Origin of the sequence: Desulfogranum mediterraneum DSM 13871, assembly GCF_000429965.1 — a bacterium.
Lineage (GTDB): Bacteria > Desulfobacterota > Desulfobulbia > Desulfobulbales > Desulfobulbaceae > Desulfogranum > Desulfogranum mediterraneum.
On record NZ_KE387007.1, the window covers coordinates 127,474 to 147,729 of the forward strand.

The following is a 20,256-nucleotide window of genomic DNA, read 5'->3' on the forward strand; positions in this document are numbered from 1 at the left end:
TTTAACGTCAGGGTAGAATGCCATCGTGATTACTGCAAACAGGGGTACCAATATTGTCGGCCTGAGTGCTGTCTTCTTCCTGGCCGCATTCGCTTATCATGATACGCTTTTCTGGATGTACGATCGCTACACAGGTGCGGATTCCTATTACTCCCACGGTTTCCTGGTGCCCCTTGTGGCCCTCTTCTTTGTCTATCAGCAAAAAGCTCGACTGCTTCAGATGGAGCAAAGAGGCTGTGTTGCCGGCCTCTATCTCCTCATCTTTGCCCTGCTGCTTCATCTCCTGGGCACGGTTCTCTATATCTTTGCGATCTCCGGTTTTTCTCTCTTTCTGTTGCTGACAGGTCTGTGCCTCTTTCTTTTTGGCCTGCAGGTCTCCAGGTTGCTCTGGTTTCCGCTCGTCTTTCTGATCTTCATGGTTCCTCTGCCCATGGCCATGATCAACCTGGTCTCTTTCCCGCTGAAGGTTTTTGCCGCTAAAGCAGGGGTGTGGGTGGTGGGTGCGCTGGGGGTCCCTGTGTATGGGGAAGGGTTTAATATTTTTATCCCGGCGGGACAGCTCCTGGTCGGCAATCCCTGTTCAGGTCTGCGCTCACTCATTGCCTTCTTAGCTCTTGGGGCGGTCTTTGCTCACCTGGCACCCTTGGGAGTCGGCAGGAAATGGCTGCTCTTTTTTCTGACCATCCCTGTTGCCCTGTTTTCCAATGTGGTCCGGGTGCCCCTGCTTATTCTTGCCTCCCACTACTGGGGTCTGGAGGCTGCCGGACCCGATACCCTGATTCATACCGGGTCCGGCATGTTGGTCTTTATAGTCGGTTTCCTCCTGTTGATGGGCGCTGCCAAGGTCTTGGAATGGAAAACCTGAAACTACGTTACCTGATAGTCGTTCTCCTTATGGCCCTGACCGTTGCCGTGGTGCAGGGGGTGCAGTATGTCCCCTCTCAGGATATGAGTGGAGGTCTCAGTGATCTGGAGGCCATTCCCATGAGCATCGATGACGAGTGGTATGGCCGGGACTTTCCCCTGGAAGAGCAGGTCTATGATATCCTGGAGACCCGCTCTATTATTCATCGCTCCTATAGTCGGCCTGACGGGGAACGTATCTTTCTCTCCATCGTTCACTACTCGGATACCAAGGTGGATTTTCATACGCCGGAGGCCTGCCTGGGGGGCAGAGGACTCAAAACGGAAAAAACCGAGAAAACCATCAGCTTTCCCGCAGGCGGTCGGCAGGTAGTCCTTGGGGTTGCCGAGATCATGACCCGGATGGAGGCCGGGGGAACCCTGACCTACTATTTTTATAAATCAGGGGATTTCATAGGGAGCAGCTACATCTTTATGCGCCTGAGCATTGCAGCCAACAAGCTGTTTCGCAATGATACCAGGGGGTCCCTGATCAGGGTCTCCACCTCTATTACCCCCGCAGGCGGTAAGGCAGAGGCAGAGTTGCTGTTGCGAGGTTTTTTGCGGGATTTTTATCCCTATGTCCTGGGGGTGCTGTAACGAGTCCCTCGGAGAGGATGGGGGCAGATGGTGTTCGCTGATCCTTGGAAAGGAGGACCATGCTTAAACTGAGAGCGGCTGAGAGCAATGATCGTTCAGCTTGGGATGCCTACGTGCTGACCCAGCCAGATGCTGCACCCTATCACCTTTGGGCCTGGCGGAGGACGGTTGAGCTGGCCTACGACCATGCGGCCCACTACCTCTTGGCCGAAGAGGGGGGACAACTCGTCGGTGTCTTGCCCCTGTTTCACCTGCGGGCCCTTTTCTTTCTCAATGAGCTGACAGCCCTTCCCTTCTGTGATGTGGGCAACTGTCTTGCCTCTTCACCCCAGGTTAAGGAGGCCCTTGTCCAGAGGGCGCTGGCTCTCGCCAGGCAGTTGAAATGCCGCAGCTTCTGTCTGCGCGGCAAGCTTGAGGAGTCGGTAAGGCGGAGTGCAGGCCTTCAGCTCGAAGCCTCGCAAAAGCTGAGAATGGTGCTCTCTTTGCCCGACTCTTCAGAGGTGCTGCTGGCTGGTTTTAAGTCCAAACTGAGGAGTCAGATACGTAAGGCGGAAAAGAATGGTCTCGAATTTTCCTGGGCCAGAGGTGGAGGCATCAAAGATTTTTATACCGTCTATGCCCGGAATATGCGCGATTTGGGCTCTCCCCCCCACTCCAGGCAATGGTTTGATTCGGTTGCGACCCAGTTTGGCGAAAGAGCCAGGATCGGCCTGGTCACCTTTGAGGGGAAGTGCATCGGTGCTGGCCTGATCATATGCACCGATCAGCAGGTGGCCATTCCCTGGGCTTCAACCTTGAGGGAGTATAACCGCTTGAGCCCAAACATGTTGCTCTATTGGAACCTGTTGAAATTCAGTGCTGATAAGGGCTACAGGGTCTTTGATTTTGGGCGTTCTACAGAAGGTGAAGGCACCTACAGGTTCAAGCGGCAATGGGGGGCAGAGGACGTACCCCTCTGTTGGTATTCTTTGCCAGGGGATTACAGCCCCGGGACAAGGGTGCAGCGTAATGGCCGTAAGGGACGAGATCTCCTTGCTGCGACCTGGAAGCGCTTCCCTGTGCCTGTGTCCAACTTTATGGGCTCCCTGATGAGGGGGTATATAAGTCTTTGATGTTAAAGGGGGAAACATGCTTGCCCTGATGGTTCTAGAGTCAACCGCTGTGGTTGCTGTCCATGGAGCTTCTGTGCCTCCGGGCCTAGGCTGGTCTTCTGACCCTTGCCGCTTGGCCGTAGGATGATGCGAATAGGACGAACCCTTCCCCCGGCCGCCTCCCCCATCCCCCTTGTTGCTCTCTTTCGTTCTCTTTCCGGGCTTTTTCATGGACAAGGCAGCAGGGGCGAGCAGTTTGCCCGGGAGATACGGCAGGAGTTCAGAATCCGGCACTGTTTTTTCCTTTCCTCAGGAAAGGCTGCTCTTGTCCTGATTCTCCAGGCCTTACATGAAATCCATCCGGAGAGGGACCTGGTCGTTCTCCCGGCCTTTACCTGTTACTCTGTGCCTGCAGCCGTCAAGCGGGCAGGGTTGCAGCTCTGCCTGTGCGACAGCGCCCCTGAATCTTTTGATTTTGACAGGGAAAAGCTTCGAATTCTCCTGGCTGATGAGGCGCTGAAGAGAAGGATTCTCTGCCTCCTGCCCAGCCATCTCTTTGGTTGCAGTGCCGATGTTGCCTATCTCCAAACCATCATCGGCCAGGATATCTTTCTTGTCGAAGACGCTGCCCAGGCCATGGGGGAGAGGTCTGGTCCGCAGAAACTCGGGACCTTGGCAGATATTGGTTTTTTTAGCCTGGGACGGGGAAAAGCTCTCTCGACCATAGAGGGGGGTGTCATTGTAACCAATCGGGATGACCTTGCAGGGCGCATCACCTCCCGAGTGTCTGACATGGCCAGCTGCAGCCAGGCGGGCTCTGTTATGCTGCTCTTCAAGGCGCTGGCGATAACGCTCTTGCAGAGGCCGGCGCTGTTTTGGCTGCCCAAGGCGCTACCCTTTCTTAAACTTGGAGAAACGATCTATGATTCGGAGTTTTCTCTGCGGCAGATATCTGCTGTTCAACTGCAACTGGCAAGGAAATGGCAGCAACGCTTGGAGACACATCGCAGAGCACGATTAAGAAATATCGCCTATTGGCAACAGAACCTACCAGAGGGGCTGGCTCAGCTGCGTCCTCCAACTGGAAACAGTTTGGTACGGCTGCCGATCATCGCCAGGTCCCGGAGGCAACGGGATGATATTGTAAGGCAAAGTGAACTGCAGGGACTGGGGATCATGCCGGTTTATCCTGCACCGATACACAGGATTGCCGATCTCGCCAATGATTTTTTAGGGCAGGAGTATCCACAGGCAGAGGATCTCTGCAATCGTCTCCTGACCGTTCCTGTTCATGAGCAGGTTACAGCCAGGGATAATGAACGCATTCTTAGCCTGTTGACCAACTTGTCAATGGGGAGAGGGCTTGGCGGCCAGCGCTGAGAGCTTAAGTCTGTGTGGTGTGTCTGGTCCTTGCTGTGAACATTGTAAAAAAGGGATAGACCATCCCAGCTCTGGGTGACCCTTGTTCGCTGCATCTTGAGTGGATCTGTGAGGGGAGATAATGACGGTCATCGTAACCTGTGCAAAAAATAGAATAGCCTACAATGTTGTCAGAAGTCTGGGGAGCAAGAGACTTGAAGTGCACAGCGCCGATTTTAAGGCCCAGGCAATGTCCTTTGCATCTCGCTACTCCAGCGGTCATTTTGTCTACCCATCACCTTTTGTAGACCAGAAAAAGTTTATTCGTTGTCTCGTAGAAAATATTCAACGGCTGGGGGCCAGGGTCTTGATACCGGTTCTTGAGGAAACCTTTCTCATCTCCAAATACAGCCACGACCTGTCTCAATATGTTGATATGGTCGTACCTTCGTATAAGCAGATACTTGTAGCGCATAACAAGGATCAGTGGGAAGCTGTTGCCAGGGCCCATGATATTCCGGTGCCGTTGACCGTTACGGCTGCCTCTCTGCAGGAACAGAGAGGCAAGGTCGATGACCTTCCTTTTCCGGTACTGATAAAGCCGAAGCAGGGTGGTGGTGGTTGGGGGGTGGAAAAGATTGACTCTGCCGATGGCCTGCATCGTCTGCTGGACGCGGACGGCTATCTGGGCCTTCCCCTGGAACGGTTTCTGGTTCAAGAGATGATCCAGGGTGAAAGTCACTGTGTTGCCATGCTGTTTAATCGGGGCGCTCTCCGGGCCAAGGTGGTCTATCAACAGCTGCGAAATTTTCCTGTTGGCTTTGGCCAGGCAACCATGCGGGTAAGCGTACGTAATGAACGAGCAGAGCACTCTTTCCACACTTTTCTGAAATCGCTTGAGTGGCATGGGGTCTGTCAGGCTGATTTTGTTGTTGAGAGCAGGACCGGCGTCCCTTACCTGATTGATGTTAATCCGCGTCTGTGGGGAGGCTTGGCCCAGGCTCTTGCCTCAGGGGTTGATTTTCCCTATCTGCTCTATAAAATTGCTGTTGATGGCGACGTGGAGCCGGTGGAGAGCTTTACAACCGGTGTCTACAGCAGGTGGCTTGGTGGTGAGCTCAGATCTTTTCCTGCGCTGTTGAAAAAAGAGGTGTGGAAACTGCAATTTATCCGTGAGTTTTTATCGCCTTCGGGCTGGGATGTCTATAAGGATGATTTTTCCGTCAAGGATCCTGCCCCGTTCTTTGTCTGGATGCTCCACTCGCTCTTCGAGGCCCTCAAGAGAAAGATGGGATCTTCCCCGGCAGAGGACTCTCTTCGGGGGATCTGGCAATGATGGGGGGGAGAGCGGGGGATCGTGCCGCGGTCTTCCCTTCGGGGTGCAGGGTCGCTCACATCCTGGCAGCGGTAGAATTTGGTGGTGCGGAAAAGGTCAGTTTAACCTTCTTTCGCAACGTGGATCGGCAGAAGGTGGAGGTCTATCCGATTCTGCTGGTGCGGCCCTGGGAGGAAGACGGGCTGCTGGTTAAGGAACTGCAGAGGGCGGGCTATGTTTTTGCCCGGGTCCCTGTGGCAAAGAGGCCGTCACGGGAGGGAAGGGATTTCTTTCGTCTGCTCCGATGCGCCAGGCGGATCTATGCGGAGCTGAAAGATGGTTGCTTTGATCTGGTGCATACCCACGGTTATTTTGCGGATATTATAGGGGGGATGGTGGCCAGGTGGCTCAAGATTCCCGTCGTCTCAACCTGCCATGGTTTTATCTCGCTGGATGCCAAGTTGAGCCTCTACAATACCCTGGACATCATGGCTTTGCGCCTTATGCACCAGGTGATAACGGTATCAGAGAGGATAAAGAGTGACCTCGTTGAAAGGGGACTGGCCGGAGACAGAGTCGAGGTGGTGCAAAATGCCGTGGAGTCGGCCTATGGCTCCTCGGAGCGTTCGCGGCGACGAGCCGATTTTCGCAGCAGCTATGGCCTTGGGGAGGATGAGCTTGTCCTGGGCTATGTCGGGCGCTTGAGTGCGGAAAAGGGAGTGCTCTATCTGCTTGAAGCGGTTGCTCAGCTAGGCTCGTCTGGTCACCAGGTTCGCCTGGTTGTGGTTGGCGATGGGCCGCAGAGAAAAGAGGTCGAGTCCTTTGTGCAGGCACGGGATTTGGCAGCCAGGGTGATCCTGGCAGGCTTTCAGGAGGATGTTTCAGCTCTGCTGCCGGGCCTGGACATCTTTGTTTTGCCGTCTTTGACGGAAGGAACCTCCATGGCCCTGTTGGAAGCGATGGCAGCTGGTCTGCCCGTCATTGCTACGGCTGTGGGGGGGACGCCCAGGGTTATAACATCCGGACAAAACGGCATCTTGATTGAGGCACAGTCTGCGGATGCGATTGTTGATGCCGTTTTTCAGTTGGCAGCTGACCCTCAGCTGGTTGAGAGAGTGGGGGAAGCGGCCATGGAGAGGGTCCTCTCCGAGTTTGGTGTTGACTCCTGGTTGCAAGCGATCGAGGACGTGTATGCCAAGGTGCTTGTTGGTGCGAGGGGTTCCGGGCAGGCGCCACTTGAAAGCGGTGGAGGGTGACGCTGTCCGGAGCTGAATGGCGCAGGGATGATACCTTCCGGAGCAAGCTTGAGTTTTGGTCGGGGAGCGGCGGGAAAGGGGGGAGGGTGGAAATAGGGAGGCCTGCAGATGAAGGGTGAGGGAGAAAAAATCAAGGTACTGTTCATCATCGTTCAGATGAAGATGGGTGGTTCTGAGCACCTGGTGCTGGACCTGATCCGTAATCTTGATCGAACGGTTTTCAGCCCATACCTTGCCTGGTTTTATGAACAGGAACCCTTGAAGGAGTTTGCAGATCTGGAGCTGCCCCTCTTTTTTGTCCCCAAGCTACACCGGTTTGATTTCGGCACGATGAGAACCCTGGCCAGGATTATACGGAAGCATGGCATTGATATTGTCAATGCCCATCATTTCCTGTCGCTGGTCTATGCGTTCTACGGTGCAAAAATGATCAACCGTGCCAAGCTGGTCTATACTGAGCATTCAGAGTGGGAGTTGCAGGCCATTCGCGGCAAATGGTTGGCTGTGGGCCGCTCTATTGCTCGATGTATCGATGCCGCGATCGGGATCAGCGATAAGGTCAAGCGTTGTCTGGAGGAGACGCTGAAGCTACCTGCAGAGAAGGTCTTTTCCGTAAAGAATGGCGTCGATTGTACCCTGTTTTTCAGGGCCGGTGACCAGGATAAGGTCAGGGCGAAACAGAGCCTTGGGCTGGATCGAGATGACCTGGTTGTTGCCATGGTGGCCAATCTGAAAAAGAATAAAAATCACCTCTTCCTGCTGGAGGCATTTCGTCGTTTATCGGCAGAGAACGGTACGGTTAAGCTGCTGCTGGTCGGTCAGGGCTTCAGTGGTGACCCGGAGAACTCGGAGCAGGATATTCATGGTTTTGTCAGGCAGTTCGGTCTCGATGCCCAGGTGCTGTTGATGGGCGGGAGGTCAGATGTCCCGGAGTTGCTCAGGGCCGCTGATATCTTTTGTTTAACCTCCTCTAGGGAGGGGTTGCCGATCAGCCTGATTGAGGCCATGGCCAGTGGCTTGCCGGTGGTCGGGACGGATGTTGAGGGGATTCAGGATGTGATCGTGCCCCATGAAAACGGATTTTTGGTCAGGCTTTTTGATGTCGAAGAGCTCCATCTTGCCCTGCGCCGGCTTGCAGAGGATGAATCCATGAGAAGGGAGATGGGGCGTAAATCCGAGGAGTTGGCACGGCGCTGTTACGCGATCGAGCACTGCATCGATCAGCATCAGCATCTTTTTCGTCGTCTCTAGGCTATGTTGTGCAGGGTGTTGCACCCGCTTTTCCGCCCGGTTTGCCGGCAGCTGGAATCCCGGGCGGGTCTGAAGGGGGGGTGAGGAGGCGTTCCGTTCCCCTGGTGAGGGGTGGGGTTGAGCCTGAAGCTAATCTTTTGGCAGGGCAGGAGTTGTTGCAGGAGGTGAGGATGATCATTGTTGATACAGCACTGAGGAAGAGGCAGGAGGAGGCTCGGCCTGTTCAGGTGGGCCTGGTGGGCGCTGGTTTTATGGGGCGAGGAATCGCCCTGCAGATCTTGCTGTCCATGCCGGGGATGCGTCTTGCATGTATCGCTAATCGAACGCTTTCTGAAGCAGAGCGGGCGTACCGGCAAGCCGGGGTGGATGGTCAGCTCCGCTCTGTGGGCAATGCGTCTCAGCTGGAGGATTGTGTTGCCGGTGAGCAATACGCTGTTACCGCTGATGCCTCTGTGCTGTATCAGGCTGAGAGTGTGGATGTTATCATCGAGTCAACAGGTCATGTTGAGTATAGTGCCGGGGTTGTTCTCAGGGCAATAGAGCATAAAAAACATGTTGTCTTGATGAACGCAGAGCTTGATGCGACGGTTGGTCCGCTGCTCAAGCAGTATGCCGATGCGGCAGGTGTGGTCTACACCAATGCGGATGGTGATCAACCCGGTGTTATTATGAATCTTTATCGCTATGTCCAGTCGATAGGGTGTCGGCCCGTTCTGGCAGGCAACATGAAAGGGCTTCAGGATGTCCGGCGTACTCCTGAGACCCAGAAAGGGTATGCTGAGCAGTACCATCAAAAGCCGCAGATGGTGACCTCTTTTGCCGATGGAACGAAAATATCGATGGAGATGGCGGTGGTTGCCAACGCCACAGGCTTTACGGTGGGGCAGCGGGGAATGTATGGGCCGGAGTGTTCCCATGTCACAGAGGCGGTGAATCTGTTTCCTGTGGAGCAGATGATGGAGACCGGACTGGTGGATTATGTGCTTGGTGCAGAACCCGGTGGCGGGGTCTTTGTGCTCGGGCATAATGCACATCCCGTTCAGCAGCAATATCTGAAGTATTATAAGATGGGTGATGGTCCACTGTATACTTTCTATATCCCCTATCACCTCTGTCACCTGGAGGCGCCCCTGACTGCAGCCAGGGCGGTTCTGTTTCATGATGCTGCAGTTGCTCCGTTGGCAGGGCCGGTGGTTGATGTGATAACTGCTGCAAAAAGGGACCTTAAGGCCGGAGAGGTCCTGGACGGGATTGGTGGATTCTGTTGCTATGGAATGGCAGAGCGGTATGAAGAAAGTCTGAACAGTGCCTTTCTGCCCATGGGGCTTGCAGAAGGGTGCAGGTTGCGGCGTGATCTTGTAAAAGATACCCTCATCAGCTATCATGATGTTGAGCTGCCTCCAGGGCGTCTTGTGGATACCTTGCGGCGGGAGCAGGATCTGCAATTCATCCATTCTTGAATGGTGGTTGCTCCCACAGTCGTGTTGTCTGAATAAAGGGCAGCCGGTATCGTCTCGGAATGCAGTTGCTCTCTCCCTGTCCAGGGCTCTGTCTTGTCCCGGGGCAGGGAGAACGGGCTTGCTCTCTGTTTTTTTCGGGTTGCCCCGGAGGTAAGACTGGGGGACTGTCTGCTCACCGGAGATAAAGTTCCCCTGGTTGTGGTTGGAGGTCTCGGGCTGCGATGTATTCGCGTCTTTTATATTCTGACAGAAAAAAGGATGCCATGGAGAAGAGCAAGCGATTGATATTTGTCGGCGGGGCGCCTCGATCAGGGACGACTCTGGTGCAGAACGTCCTGGACTCGCATCCTCTTATCCTTGGAGGGCCTGAGTTCTTGCATCTTCCCGATCTGGTGGAGTTGAGGCGGAAGCTGAAGAGCTCGGTGGCTTGTGGATATATCAATATTCTCTGCGCCGAGCAGGAAGTAGACGCCCACCTTGCCGGTTTTGTCGAGGATATTTTCTTACGCTTGGCAGATAAGAGCTCGTCTAGGCTCTATAGCGAAAAAACGCCTGCCAATATCCTGGTTTTCCAGGACTTGATGGAGCTTTTTCCGGAGGCTCATTTCATCCATGTGATTCGTGATCCCAGGGCCATCGTTTCTTCGATGCAGCAGGTGAAAAATCGTGCCCTGGCCAAGGGCATGGCTCCCCCTGACTTTACTGCCCAGTTGTCGGCAAGTATCTCGTATGTGCAGCGCTGCCTTGATGCTGGATTTGCCGCCCATCGAAAGAGCCGTTCCAGGGTGCTGAATATTGTCTATGAAGAGCTGTTGAAAAATAGTGTGGAGCAGACGGAAAAGATCTGTGCGTTCTTAGGTGTGGAATGGAGCGAGCTGATGCTTTCCCCGGGGGAGAGTACACATCTAGGGGAGCAGGCCATAACGGTTAAGTCTGGTGAGATCTGGTATGATAAAGACAGCTATAATAGAAATATTGATCCCAGCAGTATGGAAAAGTGGCAAACAGAGCTGACCCTCAGGCAGCAGCTCAGGACCATGCTTGCCTTTGAGGGGAACCGTGATTTGGCAGCCTGCGGCTATGACTTCTCTCTGGAGAGCTTGTCCCAGGTTGATACCCGCTGGATGCGATGGTACTGTCAAGGTCTCTGCCTGCTCGAAAAGATCTCTACTGCCTCCCTGGCCAAGCTGCGAAAAATACCTGGTCTCGGTATGATCAAGAGAACCTTCCTCTAGCGAGGCATCAACGCTGTCGTAATCCAGCCCTGGTAGCCCTTTCTCTTCCCCTGGGCCCGACCTGTACGGCCGTATGGCCTGTGCGTTTTTTTGGCGCTGCTCCCTCTTCAGGCTGGAGGCCACCTTGAAAAATTGCCTTCCTTCCAATCTCGGCGTTGTATCCAAGAAATTATCCTCGGAAGATTCAATGTATGGCTGCTGTACAATCTATCGCGCGCCTCTCCCGGCTGAGGCGGAAAGGAGGGTAAAAAAGGTGGTTAGGTTGATTAAATCATCGGGAGGAGATATCATTTGAGAAGACCAGTTGGCATGCATTCGGCCAGTCGCGGTTATCTGTACACTTTTTCTCTGGAAAAGAGATCCTGCCAATCTCGGTTCTGTATTATCTTGGTTTTCTTTTGTTGAAAGAAGGAAAGGCTGACCCGTAGAGGATGCCGCTGTTGTGTTTCGACTGATCCTGTTGTCTCTTCCTTGAGCCGCTGGAGCAGTTGGAGCAGCAGGAGGAACCTTCTGAGGGTCAGATACCTGTGACCATCTGGAAGAGCAGTGCAGTGGGCGTTTTGGTGAGTTGATCGGGTTCCCCTCTCCTCTCAGATAAACCTATCTTTCTGGTGCTGTTAAATGTGTGGTATCTTTGGTGTTGTTTCCGTAGATCCATTGCAGTTTGACATCGAACGCTGTACCCATACGATGTCCCACCGGGGCCCTGATGATTACGGCTTTCATCGAGACGGATATGGTGGTCTGGGCCATCGACGGTTGAGTATTATTGATCTTTCCGGAAGCAGGCAGCCGATATACAATGAAGATCAGACCAAGTGCATCGTCTTTAACGGCGAGATATACAACTTCCAGGAGTTGCGACAGGAGTTGCTTTCCCGGGGGCACCGTTTCTCCACGCTTGGGGATACAGAGACGATCTTGCATGCCTACGAAGAGTGGGGGGGGCAATGTGTCGATCGCCTGCGAGGTATGTTTGCCTTTGCCATCTGGGACCTGAGGGAGAAGAAACTTTTCATCGCCCGCGATCGCCTGGGAATCAAGCCTCTTTTTTACGCTCAACATCAAGGGCGACTCTACTTTGCCTCTGAAATGAAGGCTATCTTGGCCGATCCGTCTTTTCCGAGAACAATCAATGAGTTGGCCCTCAACGCCTATTTCTCCTATTCCTACATCCCGGCTCCCCTTACTATCTACAGCAAAATCAATAAGCTGGAACCAGGTCATACCCTCTGCTGGCAAAATGGGGAGCTTGCTCTCGAGAAATACTGGGACCTCCAGTTTTATTCCGAATCCAGAAAAAGCATAAGCTACTATGCCGAAAACATTGTCTCGCTGCTCCAGGAGTCTGTTGATCTCAGGATGATGAGCGAGGTTCCTCTGGGTGCCTTTTTGAGCGGAGGTATTGATTCGAGCACCATTGTTTCCTTGATGAGCAGGGGAGGGGCGGAAAATATCAATACCTTCTGTATCGGCTTTGGGGGGGAAGTCGGTGGCTATCTCGATGAACGCGGCTATGCCAGGCAGGTAGCAGACAGGTATAAGACCAATCATCTGGACTATGAAGTCGTCATGGATCCGGAGGGCCTGATAGAGAAGATCGTACGCTCCTTTGATGAGCCCTTTGCAGATGATTCAGCCTTGCCCTCCTACTTTGTCTGTAAGGTTGCCAGGAGTAATGTCACGGTTGCCCTTTCCGGGCTGGGTGGCGACGAAATCTTTGGCGGCTATGAACGGTATTTGGGGTTTAAGCTCCGTGGTCTCTACAACAGGGTCCCCTCGTTTGTCCGCAAACATATCATTGCAAATATGGTGGCTCGGCTCCCCGAGCGATCCGATGGCCACTATACCATCAACCACATGAAGCGTTTTGTCCGCTCCAATGAGTTGAGCGCCGACCGCTGTTACCTCAGCTACCTCTCCATTCTCTCCAGTGGGTTACGTCGAGATCTGTTTAGCGATCCTGGTCGATTCGAACAGTATCATGAACCCTGCGATGAGATCTTTCTTCGCCATTTTAATAGCGATAATGTGGAGGGGGACTGTGGTTCTCTGGATCGAGCCCTCTACTGTGACTTTAAGACCTACTTGCCTGAGGATATTTTGGCTGTCACGGACCGCCTGAGTATGCACCATGGCCTGGAGGTGCGGGTTCCCTTTATTGATCATAAGTTTCTCGAATTTTGCGCAACGATTCCAAACGATATCAGAATGAAGGGCCTGGAGAAAAAATATTTGCTGAAAAAGACGGTTCGCCCACTTCTGCCCAGGGATGTGATTGACCACCGTAAACAGGGTTTTGTTGGCCCCATGACCCAGTGGTTGAAGCATGATTTGAGGGAGTACACCTTGACCACCTTAACAAGGGCGAACCTGGAAAAGCATGGCCTGGTGAATGTTGAGACCGTTCATCGGGTGATTGATGAGCATTTTTCAGGAAAAGAGATTCATGACACCCTGATTTGGTCCTTGCTTGTCTTTCAGAAGTGGTTTGATCTTTATCAAAACTGAGAGGGGTGAACTCGTATGGGTTGGCTTGAACTGGTCTTCTTTGCACTGCTTTTCTTCTCGTTTTATTCCTATGTTTTTTTTCCTCTCTCTCTGGCGCTCTTGACCAGGGTGTTTTCCAGGGCATGGAAAAGGGCAGAGGGTGAGCCCCTGGTCACGGTGATCATCTCAGCCTACAACGAGGAGAAGGATATCAAGGGCAAGGTTGAGAACACGCTCGCCTTGGATTACCCGGAAGATAAGTTGTCCATTGTTGTCAGTTCAGATGGGTCAACTGATCGTACCGATGAGATCGTTCAGGGGATGAGCGATAGGCGCCTGCTGCTCCGCTCTTTTTCCGGAAGGATCGGGAAGACGGCATGTCTGAACAGGGTGATCGAGGAGTTTGAAGGAGAACTGGTCGTTTTTACAGATGCGAACTCCATGTTCTCTCCCGGTGTTCTCAGGCAGTTGGTCTCAAATTTTAATGACCCGGAGATCGGGGCGGTCAGCGGCTGGACCAAGTATTGTAATAGCGCCTCAGGTGAGGAGACGACCGGGCTCTATGCAAGGATTGAGCGGCAGGTGAAGGTGGCTGAAAGCAGTGTCGCCTCCTGCGTTGGGGCCGATGGCGCAATCTTTGCCATCCGGAAGGAGCTGTATCGGCCTTTGCGCTCGGATGATATTAATGATTTTGTCGTGCCTTTGAATGTGGTGAAACAGGGGTATCGTGTTGTTCTCGATGAAAAGGTCTTCTGCCTCGAGGAGGCTACAGAGGGGGTCGGGAATATTTATAAGCGGCAGGTCCGGATCACAACTCGAACAGCCTGGGCGCTCTGGCGGCATCTTGGCTTGCTCAATGTTTTCAGGTATGGATTTTTCTCCTATTTTTTAATTTCTCACAAGATCCTCAGGCTGCTGACGCCGTTTTTTCTGCTGGCGGTCTTTGTTGTCAATCTCATGCTGCTGTCCAGGTCTCCCCTTTATCTTGTGCCGCTCTCTGCTCAGCTGCTGTTGCTTGTCACCGCGATGGCAGCGTTTTCCGGGACCCTGGTTGGCACCGCTCCTTCCGTATGTAAATATTTTCTAATAACTTTTCTGGCTCAAGCGGTCGGCTGCCTGCGGATGGTCTTTGGTCAGAGGGACGTGGTCTGGACGCCTAAGAGGTAGCCTGTGGGGGAGGCGGCGGTGACTTGAGGGTACTTTGACGGTTAGATCTTTCGATCAAGATCAAGCAATGGGAAAAAACGGCGGGCTGCCGGTCGAGATGGTCAGTCCCCTGGTCATGGGCAATCCCGTAACCCGTTCTGCAGCAGATGTTCCACCGTGAGCTGAACGTTATTTGTAGCTGGCAGCTCTCCATCCTGGCCTGAAGATCGCCGTTATGATCTTTGATAATCTGGTACCGTTCTCTCGGCAAGGCTCGCCGGTTCTGTTTTTTCCTCCTTCCTGATAGCTCAACCCTGGGATCTTCGGCCGTGCGCCGGGAGTGGCTGCCGGTCAAGAGTCGGCTCTGTCTGGAGCAGGGCCGCTTGAGGCCGCTGCTTTGGAGTGCGCTGATCCGCTGACTGCAGTCTGGCAGCAGTTGACCAGATCTTTCGGGGCTCAGCTCAGGACGGTGTCGGTTGAAGGGGAGGTGCTGGTTGGGAAAGATTTTCTTGAGGTGGGGGATACGATGAATATGGTGTTCGAGCTGCTGGTGAGGGTGCTCTGTGATGCACGTCCAGCTGAGACCGCAGATGCCGCCTATCTGTACTGTCAAACCGAGGATAGTCAAGAGGAGGTCTTGCAGGCAGGCTCGTGGCTGGTGCAACGCGGGCTCGCTGCACGGGTGTTGATTCTTAAGACAGGAGCGAAAAGCGGTTATCCTGGTTTTGGACAATGGAGTGAGCGATTAGAGGAGCTGGGTGTGGCAGGGGGCCAGCTTGAAGGGGTGGATCCGGGTGGAGTCTCTGCTCTTAATACCCTGGTTGAGTCAGTGGCCCTGATGCGCTTTCTCAGGCAGCAGGGGTATGGTTCTCTCTATGTGGTTGCCCCTCCCTTTCACCAGTTACGTGCCTTTATGACAGCGGTTACCGTGGCCCTGGAAGACGCTGGTCAACTGAAAATTTTCAGCCATCCTGCTCTGTCCAGGCCGTGGGGCGAGCAGGTCGTGCATTCACAGGGTGTGCTGAGGGCGATGCGGCGGGAGTTGATACACGCTGAGCTGGAGCGAATTGATACCTATCAGGGCAAGGGTGATCTTGCTGGTTTTGGATCGGTTTTGGGCTACTTGGATCGTAGGGATGGTCAGGGGCTGCCGTAGGCGCTGTTTTTCCCTGTGGCTGCCGTGCCGGCTTTGTCTTCTGGTGTTCATTGATTAACTGTGGGGAGATTAGGTGTCGCTTTGCGAAATAGAATTCTTTTAAATTCAGTTACTAATGTGGGGAATCATTTTTTCCGCCTCTTTGTGGGGATTTTTTTGACGCCGTTTCTCATTAGTCGCCTCGGCAACGATGTCTATGGCCTTATGCCCCTGGTGAATTCAATCACTGCCTATATTGCTCTTATCTCAGTGGGGATTCAGAGCGCTGTGGGGAGGTATGTAACCATGTCCATCGCTCAGGAGGACTATCAGGAGGCTAACAGGTACCTCAATACCGGGTTTTTTATGATCGGTGGCCTGGTCCTGTTGGCCGTTGTTCCTTTTCTGCTCATTGTTTTTTATTTTCCCTCATTATTTAATGTCCCCCCGGGGCTGGAGGTGAAGTCTCAGTGGGTGATGTTCTGTGTTGGCTTGAATTTTATTATAAATATATTGTTCAGCCCCTTTACTGTTGCCTTTTGGGCAAAGCAGCGGTTCGATTTGGAAAATCTGATATCTGTAATCGGTCAAATGGTGCACGTCGTCTTTATCGTCATGCTCTTTTTAGTGTTGACTGAGGATATTCTGGTTGTAGCTGTGGCGGTGTTGTTTTCAGGTGTCTTGTCAACCTTTTTGAGGGTTGTGGTCTCCAAGAGGCTCTATCGTCAGTTGTCCATCTCTTATCGGTTTTTTGATAAAGAAAAGGTGGCACGACTGATGTCGTTTGGGGGCTGGATGTTCATTACCAGTGTCTCTGTGATCGTGTTGATTAATACGGACTATATCATAATCAATAACTTGATAGATTCCACTTCTGTTACTGACTACTCTCTTGCTAAAAGATGGGAGGATATGGTTCGTTCCGTTATAACCTCTGCCTTTGGGGTGCTTGTACCGGTTGCCACCCATTTGGGCGTGGCTGGAGATTACTCCCAACTGGTGAAGATATGCTTGAAGGGAACGAGGATTACCCTGGCCTTGACGCTGTTGCCCACCTTTTTGCTTGCCATCTTTTCCAGGGAGCTGCTTGTTACCTGGGTCGGCCCTGGCTACGAACATCTCGTGCCGCTCTTTTGCATTGCCCTGCTGCCCATGTTTTTTGAGATGGGCTCTCTCCCGGGCGGGGTGATCCTGCGGGGGCTGGGTCAGGTGAAGGTCCCTGCAATGGTATCCCTGGGAGTTGCCGTGACCAATATCTTTTTATCTATATATTTTATCCGGATAGGCTGGGGGATCGCCGGCGTTGCCTTTGCAACGGTCTTGGTGCTCTTTGTGAAAAATACCCTTTTCGTGACCTGGTACACCTCTCATATCCTCTCCTGTTCCGTTGTTACGATCTATGCTGAGTATTTCAGGCCGCTCTGTGCCGCTGTACCAATGGTGGGGCTGGCGCTTTTTTTGAAATATTCCTTTGACTGTACAGGTTGGCCTGGGCTGGTTCTGGCCAATATACCGTGTGTTTTATTGTTTTTGATAGTCGTCTATTATTATGTGTTGGATTCTGATGATCGGCAAGGGGTCTGCGGTATGATGGTTGCTTTGCGGGAAAGGGCCATTGTTCGTGCACTTAGCAAATAATTACGATGGGGACTCGTCACATGAAAGTTGTTATTTTTGCAGGTGGATTCGGTACTCGGATAAGTGAAGAAAGTCAGGTTAGGCCAAAGCCTCTTGTGGAAATAGGCACCTATCCTATCCTCTGGCATATCATGAAGATTTATTCGGCCTATGGCTTGAATGAGTTTGTTATCTGCTGCGGTTATAAGGGTGAGATGTTGAAAGAGTATTTTGCCAACTATTACCTGAATAAATCTGACCTTACTTTTGATATGAAAAATAATGAGATGAAAATTCATAATTCAAAAGCGGAAAATTGGAAGGTTACCTTGGTCGATACCGGGCTTAACACCATGACCGGCGGAAGGCTGAAGCGGGTGAGGGAGTATATCGGTGATGAAACCTTTTGCCTTACCTATGGAGATGGGGTGAGTAATGTTAACATCAGTGAACTGATTCGTTATCATCGGGAAAACAGGACCCTGGCTACCTTGACTGCCGTCCAGCCGCCGGGACGGTTCGGGACCATTGTTCTTCGTGAAGGGCAGAATGTCATAGAGCTTTTTAAGGAGAAGGAAAAGGGTGATGGGGCCTGGATCAATGGGGGCTTTTTTGTGCTGGAGCCTGCTGTGATCGATTACATCAAGGGGGATGATATCAGTTGGGAAAAAGAGCCATTGTCAGCCATTGCCTCTGAGCGGCAACTGACCGCCTACCGGCATGAAGGCTTCTGGCAGCCCATGGATACCCTGCGGGATAAGATGTACCTGGAGGAACTGTGGGAATCGAGTAATCCTCCTTGGAAGGTATGGAAATGAATAGGGCGTTTTGGAAGGGCAAGACGGTTCTGGTCACCGGTCATACCGGTATCAAGGGGAGTTGGCTCTCTCTCTGGCTTCACGCGCTGGGGGCAAAGGTCATCGGCTTTGCCCTCCAGTCCCCTTCGAGCCCAAGTCTGTTTGAGGTGGCCGCTGTTGGTGAAAAGATAGTCTCCATTCATGGCGATGTTTGCGATCTGGCTCATCTGGTGCGGGTCTGCGAACAGTATCGGCCAGAGCTGGTCATCCATATGGCAGCCCAGGCCCTGGTGCGTGAGTCGTACCGATCTCCGGTCGAGACCTACGAGACCAACGTGATGGGGACGGTAAAGGTGTTGGATGCCGCCCGCCAGGTGGACAGCGTACGGGTGGTCGTTTCGGTCACCTCTGATAAGTGCTACGAGAATCAGGAGTGGGACTGGGGGTATAGAGAGAATGAGCCCATGGGCGGGCATGATCCCTACTCGAGCAGCAAGGGGTGTGCAGAGTTGGTTGCAGCAGCCTACCGTCGATCGTTTTTTGCTGCAGGCGTTGACGCTGTTGAGCGACCGCCTGTGCATCTGGCCACCGTACGGGCTGGCAATGTGATCTGTGGGGGAGATTGGGCGGCAGACCGCCTGGTGCCCGATGTGATGCAGGCCTTTTTGGAAAAACGCAGGGTCGTTATCCGTTATCCCGGGGCAATCAGGCCATGGCAGCATGTCTTGGAGCCCCTGGCCGGTTATCTGTTGCTGGCAGAAGAGATGTGGAAGCATGGCAGCACCTTTGAGGGCGGATGGAATTTTGGTGCCGAGGATCGCGACGCCCGGCCGGTTTCCTGGATTGTTGAACGGTTGGCGAACCTGCTGGACGGGCAGCTGCAGTGGGAGGTGAGTGGTGCTGTTCAGCCCCATGAGGCCAGATATTTGAAACTCGACTGCTCCAAGGCAAAAAATCAGCTTGGCTGGTCTCCGCTGTTGAACCTTTCAACCGCCTTGGAGTGGGTTGTCCGCTGGTATCAGGCATACCAGGAAGGGCAGGATATGTTCCGGGTAACGAGGGAGCAGATTGAACGATATGAGGGGCTGCTCAGACAGGCCTGAAACGGCTGCCGTCAAGCTGCGGCGTTTCAGCCTCGGTAGGGTGTCGTCAGCGCTTGATGGAGGATGTTGAGGGTTCTTCGTCAGTCTGGCTGACCAAATTTAACCCTTTGGGATCGTGCGATGACAGAGCGTGAATCGAAAAAGATATTGCTGATTTCCTATCACTTCCCTCCCAGCGCGGCGGTCGGTGGGGTGCGAGTGGCGAGTTTTGCAAAATACCTTCGTGATCTTGGCTGGTGTCCCTATGTCTTGACTGTGAAGGACCGGTATCTCGCCCGGAAAGACCCGGCTCGTCTTGAGTCCCTGGAGGGGATCCCGATCGTTAAGGCTGGAAAGTTGGTTACCCCGAGGGACCTCTATATCAGCGCCAAGACGGTTCTCGGTCGTTGGAGGGGCGGCGAGTCGGAGGAGAGCGACTCCGCCGGAGGTGGTGATCAGGGATCGTCGTCCGGGCAAGTCGCTGTGCAGAGGCTAAAGCACATTCTGGCCTCCATGATCTATGTGCCTGATGAAGAGCGGAACTGGATTATCCCTGCGGCCTTGAAGGCGATTCGTCTCCTGCGGAGTGAAGAGATCGACTATGTCCTGAGCTCCTGTCCTCCCTATTCCGCCCACCTGGTCGGTCTGCTCGCCTCCTTGGCCCGGCCGAGGGTTAAGTGGATTGCTGATTTTCGTGATCCTTGGATGACGCCTACAGAAAAAAAAGGCTACCCTACAACCCCCCTTTCCAATTTTCTCGATTATTCCCTGGAGAAAACAGTGATTCAGCGGGCAGCCCTGGTGCTCGCAACGACCAAAAAATTAACTGAAAAGTATGCCGAGCACTATCGGCAGAGCGCAGCTGAGAAGTTTCGTTTTGTTCCCAATGGCTTTGACGGGGACCTCTCTGCGCGCACCAGGGAACCATACCCTGTGTTCACCATAAGCTATGCCGGAACCCTGTACTTTGGGCGGACACCAGAGCCGCTTTTTGCGGCGGTTTCCTCTCTGATTCATGATAAGGCGGTCTCTGAAGAAGACCTTTGCATCAAGCTGGCAGGGCACTGCAGGGAAATCGGCGATCGATTAACCGTTGATGTCGCAGAGAGCTATGGCCTGAGCAATGTCGTCGAGGTGATCGACCACCTGCCCCTGGCTGCGTCCAGGGAGATGGTGCAGCGAAGTCATCTGGCACTGTTGCTGGCGCCTGATCAACCGTACCAGGTGCCAGCCAAAACCTATGAGTATATAGGTCTGGGGGTACCGATTCTCGCCATAACCGGAGAGGGGGCAACCGCAGACCTGGTGAACGAACTGCCCGATGGCAAGGCTGTTTCTCCTGAAGATGTGGCGGCGCTGAAGGCGCATCTCCTTGACGCCATACAGGGCGTTGCCTGTCCTTTGCCTGGAGGTGAGCACTGGAGAGAGCAGTACGCGCGGAGAAATGCGGTACAGGGCTTGGAGCAATTTCTTCATCGCCTCTGACCGCAGGTGATGCTGCGGGACCGTTTGGGGTATG

Annotated in this window: 16 protein-coding genes and 1 pseudogene; all 17 read left to right on the forward strand. The window is 53.3% G+C overall.

What is annotated here, in order from left to right:
- Positions 1-25: 25 nt before the first annotated feature.
- The 17 genes and pseudogenes from G494_RS0119995 to G494_RS0120080 all read left to right on the forward strand — a co-directional run bounded on the left by G494_RS0119995 (position 26) and on the right by G494_RS0120080 (position 20,222).
- Entirely contained in the window at positions 26-865 is an 840-nt protein-coding gene (locus tag G494_RS0119995; RefSeq protein ID WP_051305912.1) for an exosortase/archaeosortase family protein, read from the forward strand.
- Positions 853-1,503: an exosortase C-terminal domain/associated protein EpsI gene (locus G494_RS0120000; protein ID WP_028585937.1), complete on the forward strand. Its 651-nt coding sequence runs from the start codon at positions 853-855 to the stop codon at positions 1,501-1,503. Before G494_RS0119995 ends, G494_RS0120000 begins: the two co-directional genes overlap by 13 nt.
- Positions 1,504-1,562: 59 nt before the next feature.
- Entirely contained in the window at positions 1,563-2,615 is a 1,053-nt protein-coding gene (locus tag G494_RS0120005) for a FemAB family XrtA/PEP-CTERM system-associated protein (RefSeq protein WP_035247721.1), read from the forward strand.
- Positions 2,616-2,741: 126 nt separating this feature from the next.
- A pseudogene (locus G494_RS28195) lies at positions 2,742-3,359 on the forward strand (DegT/DnrJ/EryC1/StrS family aminotransferase); the annotation flags it as partial.
- 57 nt (positions 3,360-3,416) lie between these two features.
- Positions 3,417-3,974 carry a DegT/DnrJ/EryC1/StrS family aminotransferase gene (locus G494_RS28035; RefSeq protein ID WP_332307541.1) on the forward strand — a complete coding sequence of 186 codons (558 nt, stop codon included), beginning with the start codon at positions 3,417-3,419 and terminating at the stop codon, positions 3,972-3,974.
- A gap of 199 nt (positions 3,975-4,173) precedes the next feature.
- On the forward strand, positions 4,174-5,289 hold the full coding sequence (locus tag G494_RS26495; RefSeq protein WP_161630025.1) for a carboxylate--amine ligase: 1,116 nt from the start codon (positions 4,174-4,176) through the stop codon (positions 5,287-5,289).
- Complete coding sequence (locus tag G494_RS0120025) at positions 5,286-6,524, forward strand: glycosyltransferase family 4 protein (protein ID WP_028585941.1); 1,239 nt, start codon at positions 5,286-5,288, stop codon at positions 6,522-6,524. Before G494_RS26495 ends, G494_RS0120025 begins: the two co-directional genes overlap by 4 nt.
- Positions 6,525-6,632: 108 nt before the next feature.
- On the forward strand, positions 6,633-7,775 hold the full coding sequence (locus G494_RS0120030) for a glycosyltransferase (protein ID WP_028585942.1): 1,143 nt from the start codon (positions 6,633-6,635) through the stop codon (positions 7,773-7,775).
- Between the two features lie 170 nt (positions 7,776-7,945).
- On the forward strand, positions 7,946-9,235 hold the full coding sequence (locus G494_RS0120035) for an NAD(P)H-dependent oxidoreductase (RefSeq protein WP_028585943.1): 1,290 nt from the start codon (positions 7,946-7,948) through the stop codon (positions 9,233-9,235).
- Positions 9,236-9,498: 263 nt separating this feature from the next.
- Positions 9,499-10,470 (forward strand): sulfotransferase family protein, encoded by a 972-nt coding sequence (locus G494_RS0120040; RefSeq protein WP_028585944.1) that lies wholly within the window; start codon positions 9,499-9,501, stop codon positions 10,468-10,470.
- Between the two features lie 621 nt (positions 10,471-11,091).
- Entirely contained in the window at positions 11,092-12,981 is a 1,890-nt protein-coding gene (gene asnB / locus G494_RS0120045; RefSeq protein ID WP_028585945.1) for an asparagine synthase (glutamine-hydrolyzing), read from the forward strand.
- A 15-nt stretch (positions 12,982-12,996) separates the two neighbouring features.
- Positions 12,997-14,127, forward strand: a complete 1,131-nt coding sequence (locus G494_RS0120050; RefSeq protein ID WP_035247724.1) for a glycosyltransferase family 2 protein — start codon at positions 12,997-12,999, stop codon at positions 14,125-14,127.
- 505 nt (positions 14,128-14,632) lie between these two features.
- On the forward strand, positions 14,633-15,262 hold the full coding sequence (locus G494_RS0120060; protein ID WP_153305970.1) for a YdcF family protein: 630 nt from the start codon (positions 14,633-14,635) through the stop codon (positions 15,260-15,262).
- Positions 15,263-15,343: 81 nt separating this feature from the next.
- Complete coding sequence (locus G494_RS0120065; RefSeq protein WP_153305971.1) at positions 15,344-16,879, forward strand: oligosaccharide flippase family protein; 1,536 nt, start codon at positions 15,344-15,346, stop codon at positions 16,877-16,879.
- Positions 16,880-16,899: 20 nt separating this feature from the next.
- Complete coding sequence (gene rfbF / locus G494_RS0120070; RefSeq protein WP_028585949.1) at positions 16,900-17,676, forward strand: glucose-1-phosphate cytidylyltransferase; 777 nt, start codon at positions 16,900-16,902, stop codon at positions 17,674-17,676.
- Positions 17,673-18,758 carry a CDP-glucose 4,6-dehydratase gene (rfbG, locus tag G494_RS0120075; protein WP_208597724.1) on the forward strand — a complete coding sequence of 362 codons (1,086 nt, stop codon included), beginning with the start codon at positions 17,673-17,675 and terminating at the stop codon, positions 18,756-18,758. The genes rfbF and rfbG overlap by 4 nt, the downstream gene beginning before the upstream one ends.
- Positions 18,759-18,878: 120 nt before the next feature.
- Positions 18,879-20,222 (forward strand): glycosyltransferase, encoded by a 1,344-nt coding sequence (locus tag G494_RS0120080; protein ID WP_028585951.1) that lies wholly within the window; start codon positions 18,879-18,881, stop codon positions 20,220-20,222.
- Positions 20,223-20,256: the final 34 nt, after the last annotated feature.

Excerpts from the sequence above, each read along its gene's own strand:
- G494_RS0120035 (WP_028585943.1), top strand. The coding sequence starts at position 7,946 with ATGATCATTGTTGATACAGCACTGAGGAAGAGGCAGGAGGAGGCTCGG.
- G494_RS0120060 (WP_153305970.1), top strand. The coding sequence starts at position 14,633 with ATGAATATGGTGTTCGAGCTGCTGGTGAGGGTGCTCTGTGATGCACGT.
- G494_RS0120000 (WP_028585937.1), top strand. The coding sequence starts at position 853 with ATGGAAAACCTGAAACTACGTTACCTGATAGTCGTTCTCCTTATGGCC.
- rfbF (WP_028585949.1), top strand. The coding sequence starts at position 16,900 with ATGAAAGTTGTTATTTTTGCAGGTGGATTCGGTACTCGGATAAGTGAA.
- G494_RS0120080 (WP_028585951.1), top strand. The coding sequence starts at position 18,879 with ATGACAGAGCGTGAATCGAAAAAGATATTGCTGATTTCCTATCACTTC.
- G494_RS0120050 (WP_035247724.1), top strand. The coding sequence starts at position 12,997 with ATGGGTTGGCTTGAACTGGTCTTCTTTGCACTGCTTTTCTTCTCGTTT.
- G494_RS0120005 (WP_035247721.1), top strand. The coding sequence starts at position 1,563 with ATGCTTAAACTGAGAGCGGCTGAGAGCAATGATCGTTCAGCTTGGGAT.
- G494_RS28035 (WP_332307541.1), top strand. The coding sequence starts at position 3,417 with ATGCTGCTCTTCAAGGCGCTGGCGATAACGCTCTTGCAGAGGCCGGCG.
- rfbG (WP_208597724.1), top strand. The coding sequence starts at position 17,673 with ATGAATAGGGCGTTTTGGAAGGGCAAGACGGTTCTGGTCACCGGTCAT.
- G494_RS0120040 (WP_028585944.1), top strand. The coding sequence starts at position 9,499 with ATGGAGAAGAGCAAGCGATTGATATTTGTCGGCGGGGCGCCTCGATCA.
- asnB (WP_028585945.1), top strand. The coding sequence starts at position 11,092 with ATGTGTGGTATCTTTGGTGTTGTTTCCGTAGATCCATTGCAGTTTGAC.
- G494_RS0120030 (WP_028585942.1), top strand. The coding sequence starts at position 6,633 with ATGAAGGGTGAGGGAGAAAAAATCAAGGTACTGTTCATCATCGTTCAG.
- G494_RS0120025 (WP_028585941.1), top strand. The coding sequence starts at position 5,286 with ATGATGGGGGGGAGAGCGGGGGATCGTGCCGCGGTCTTCCCTTCGGGG.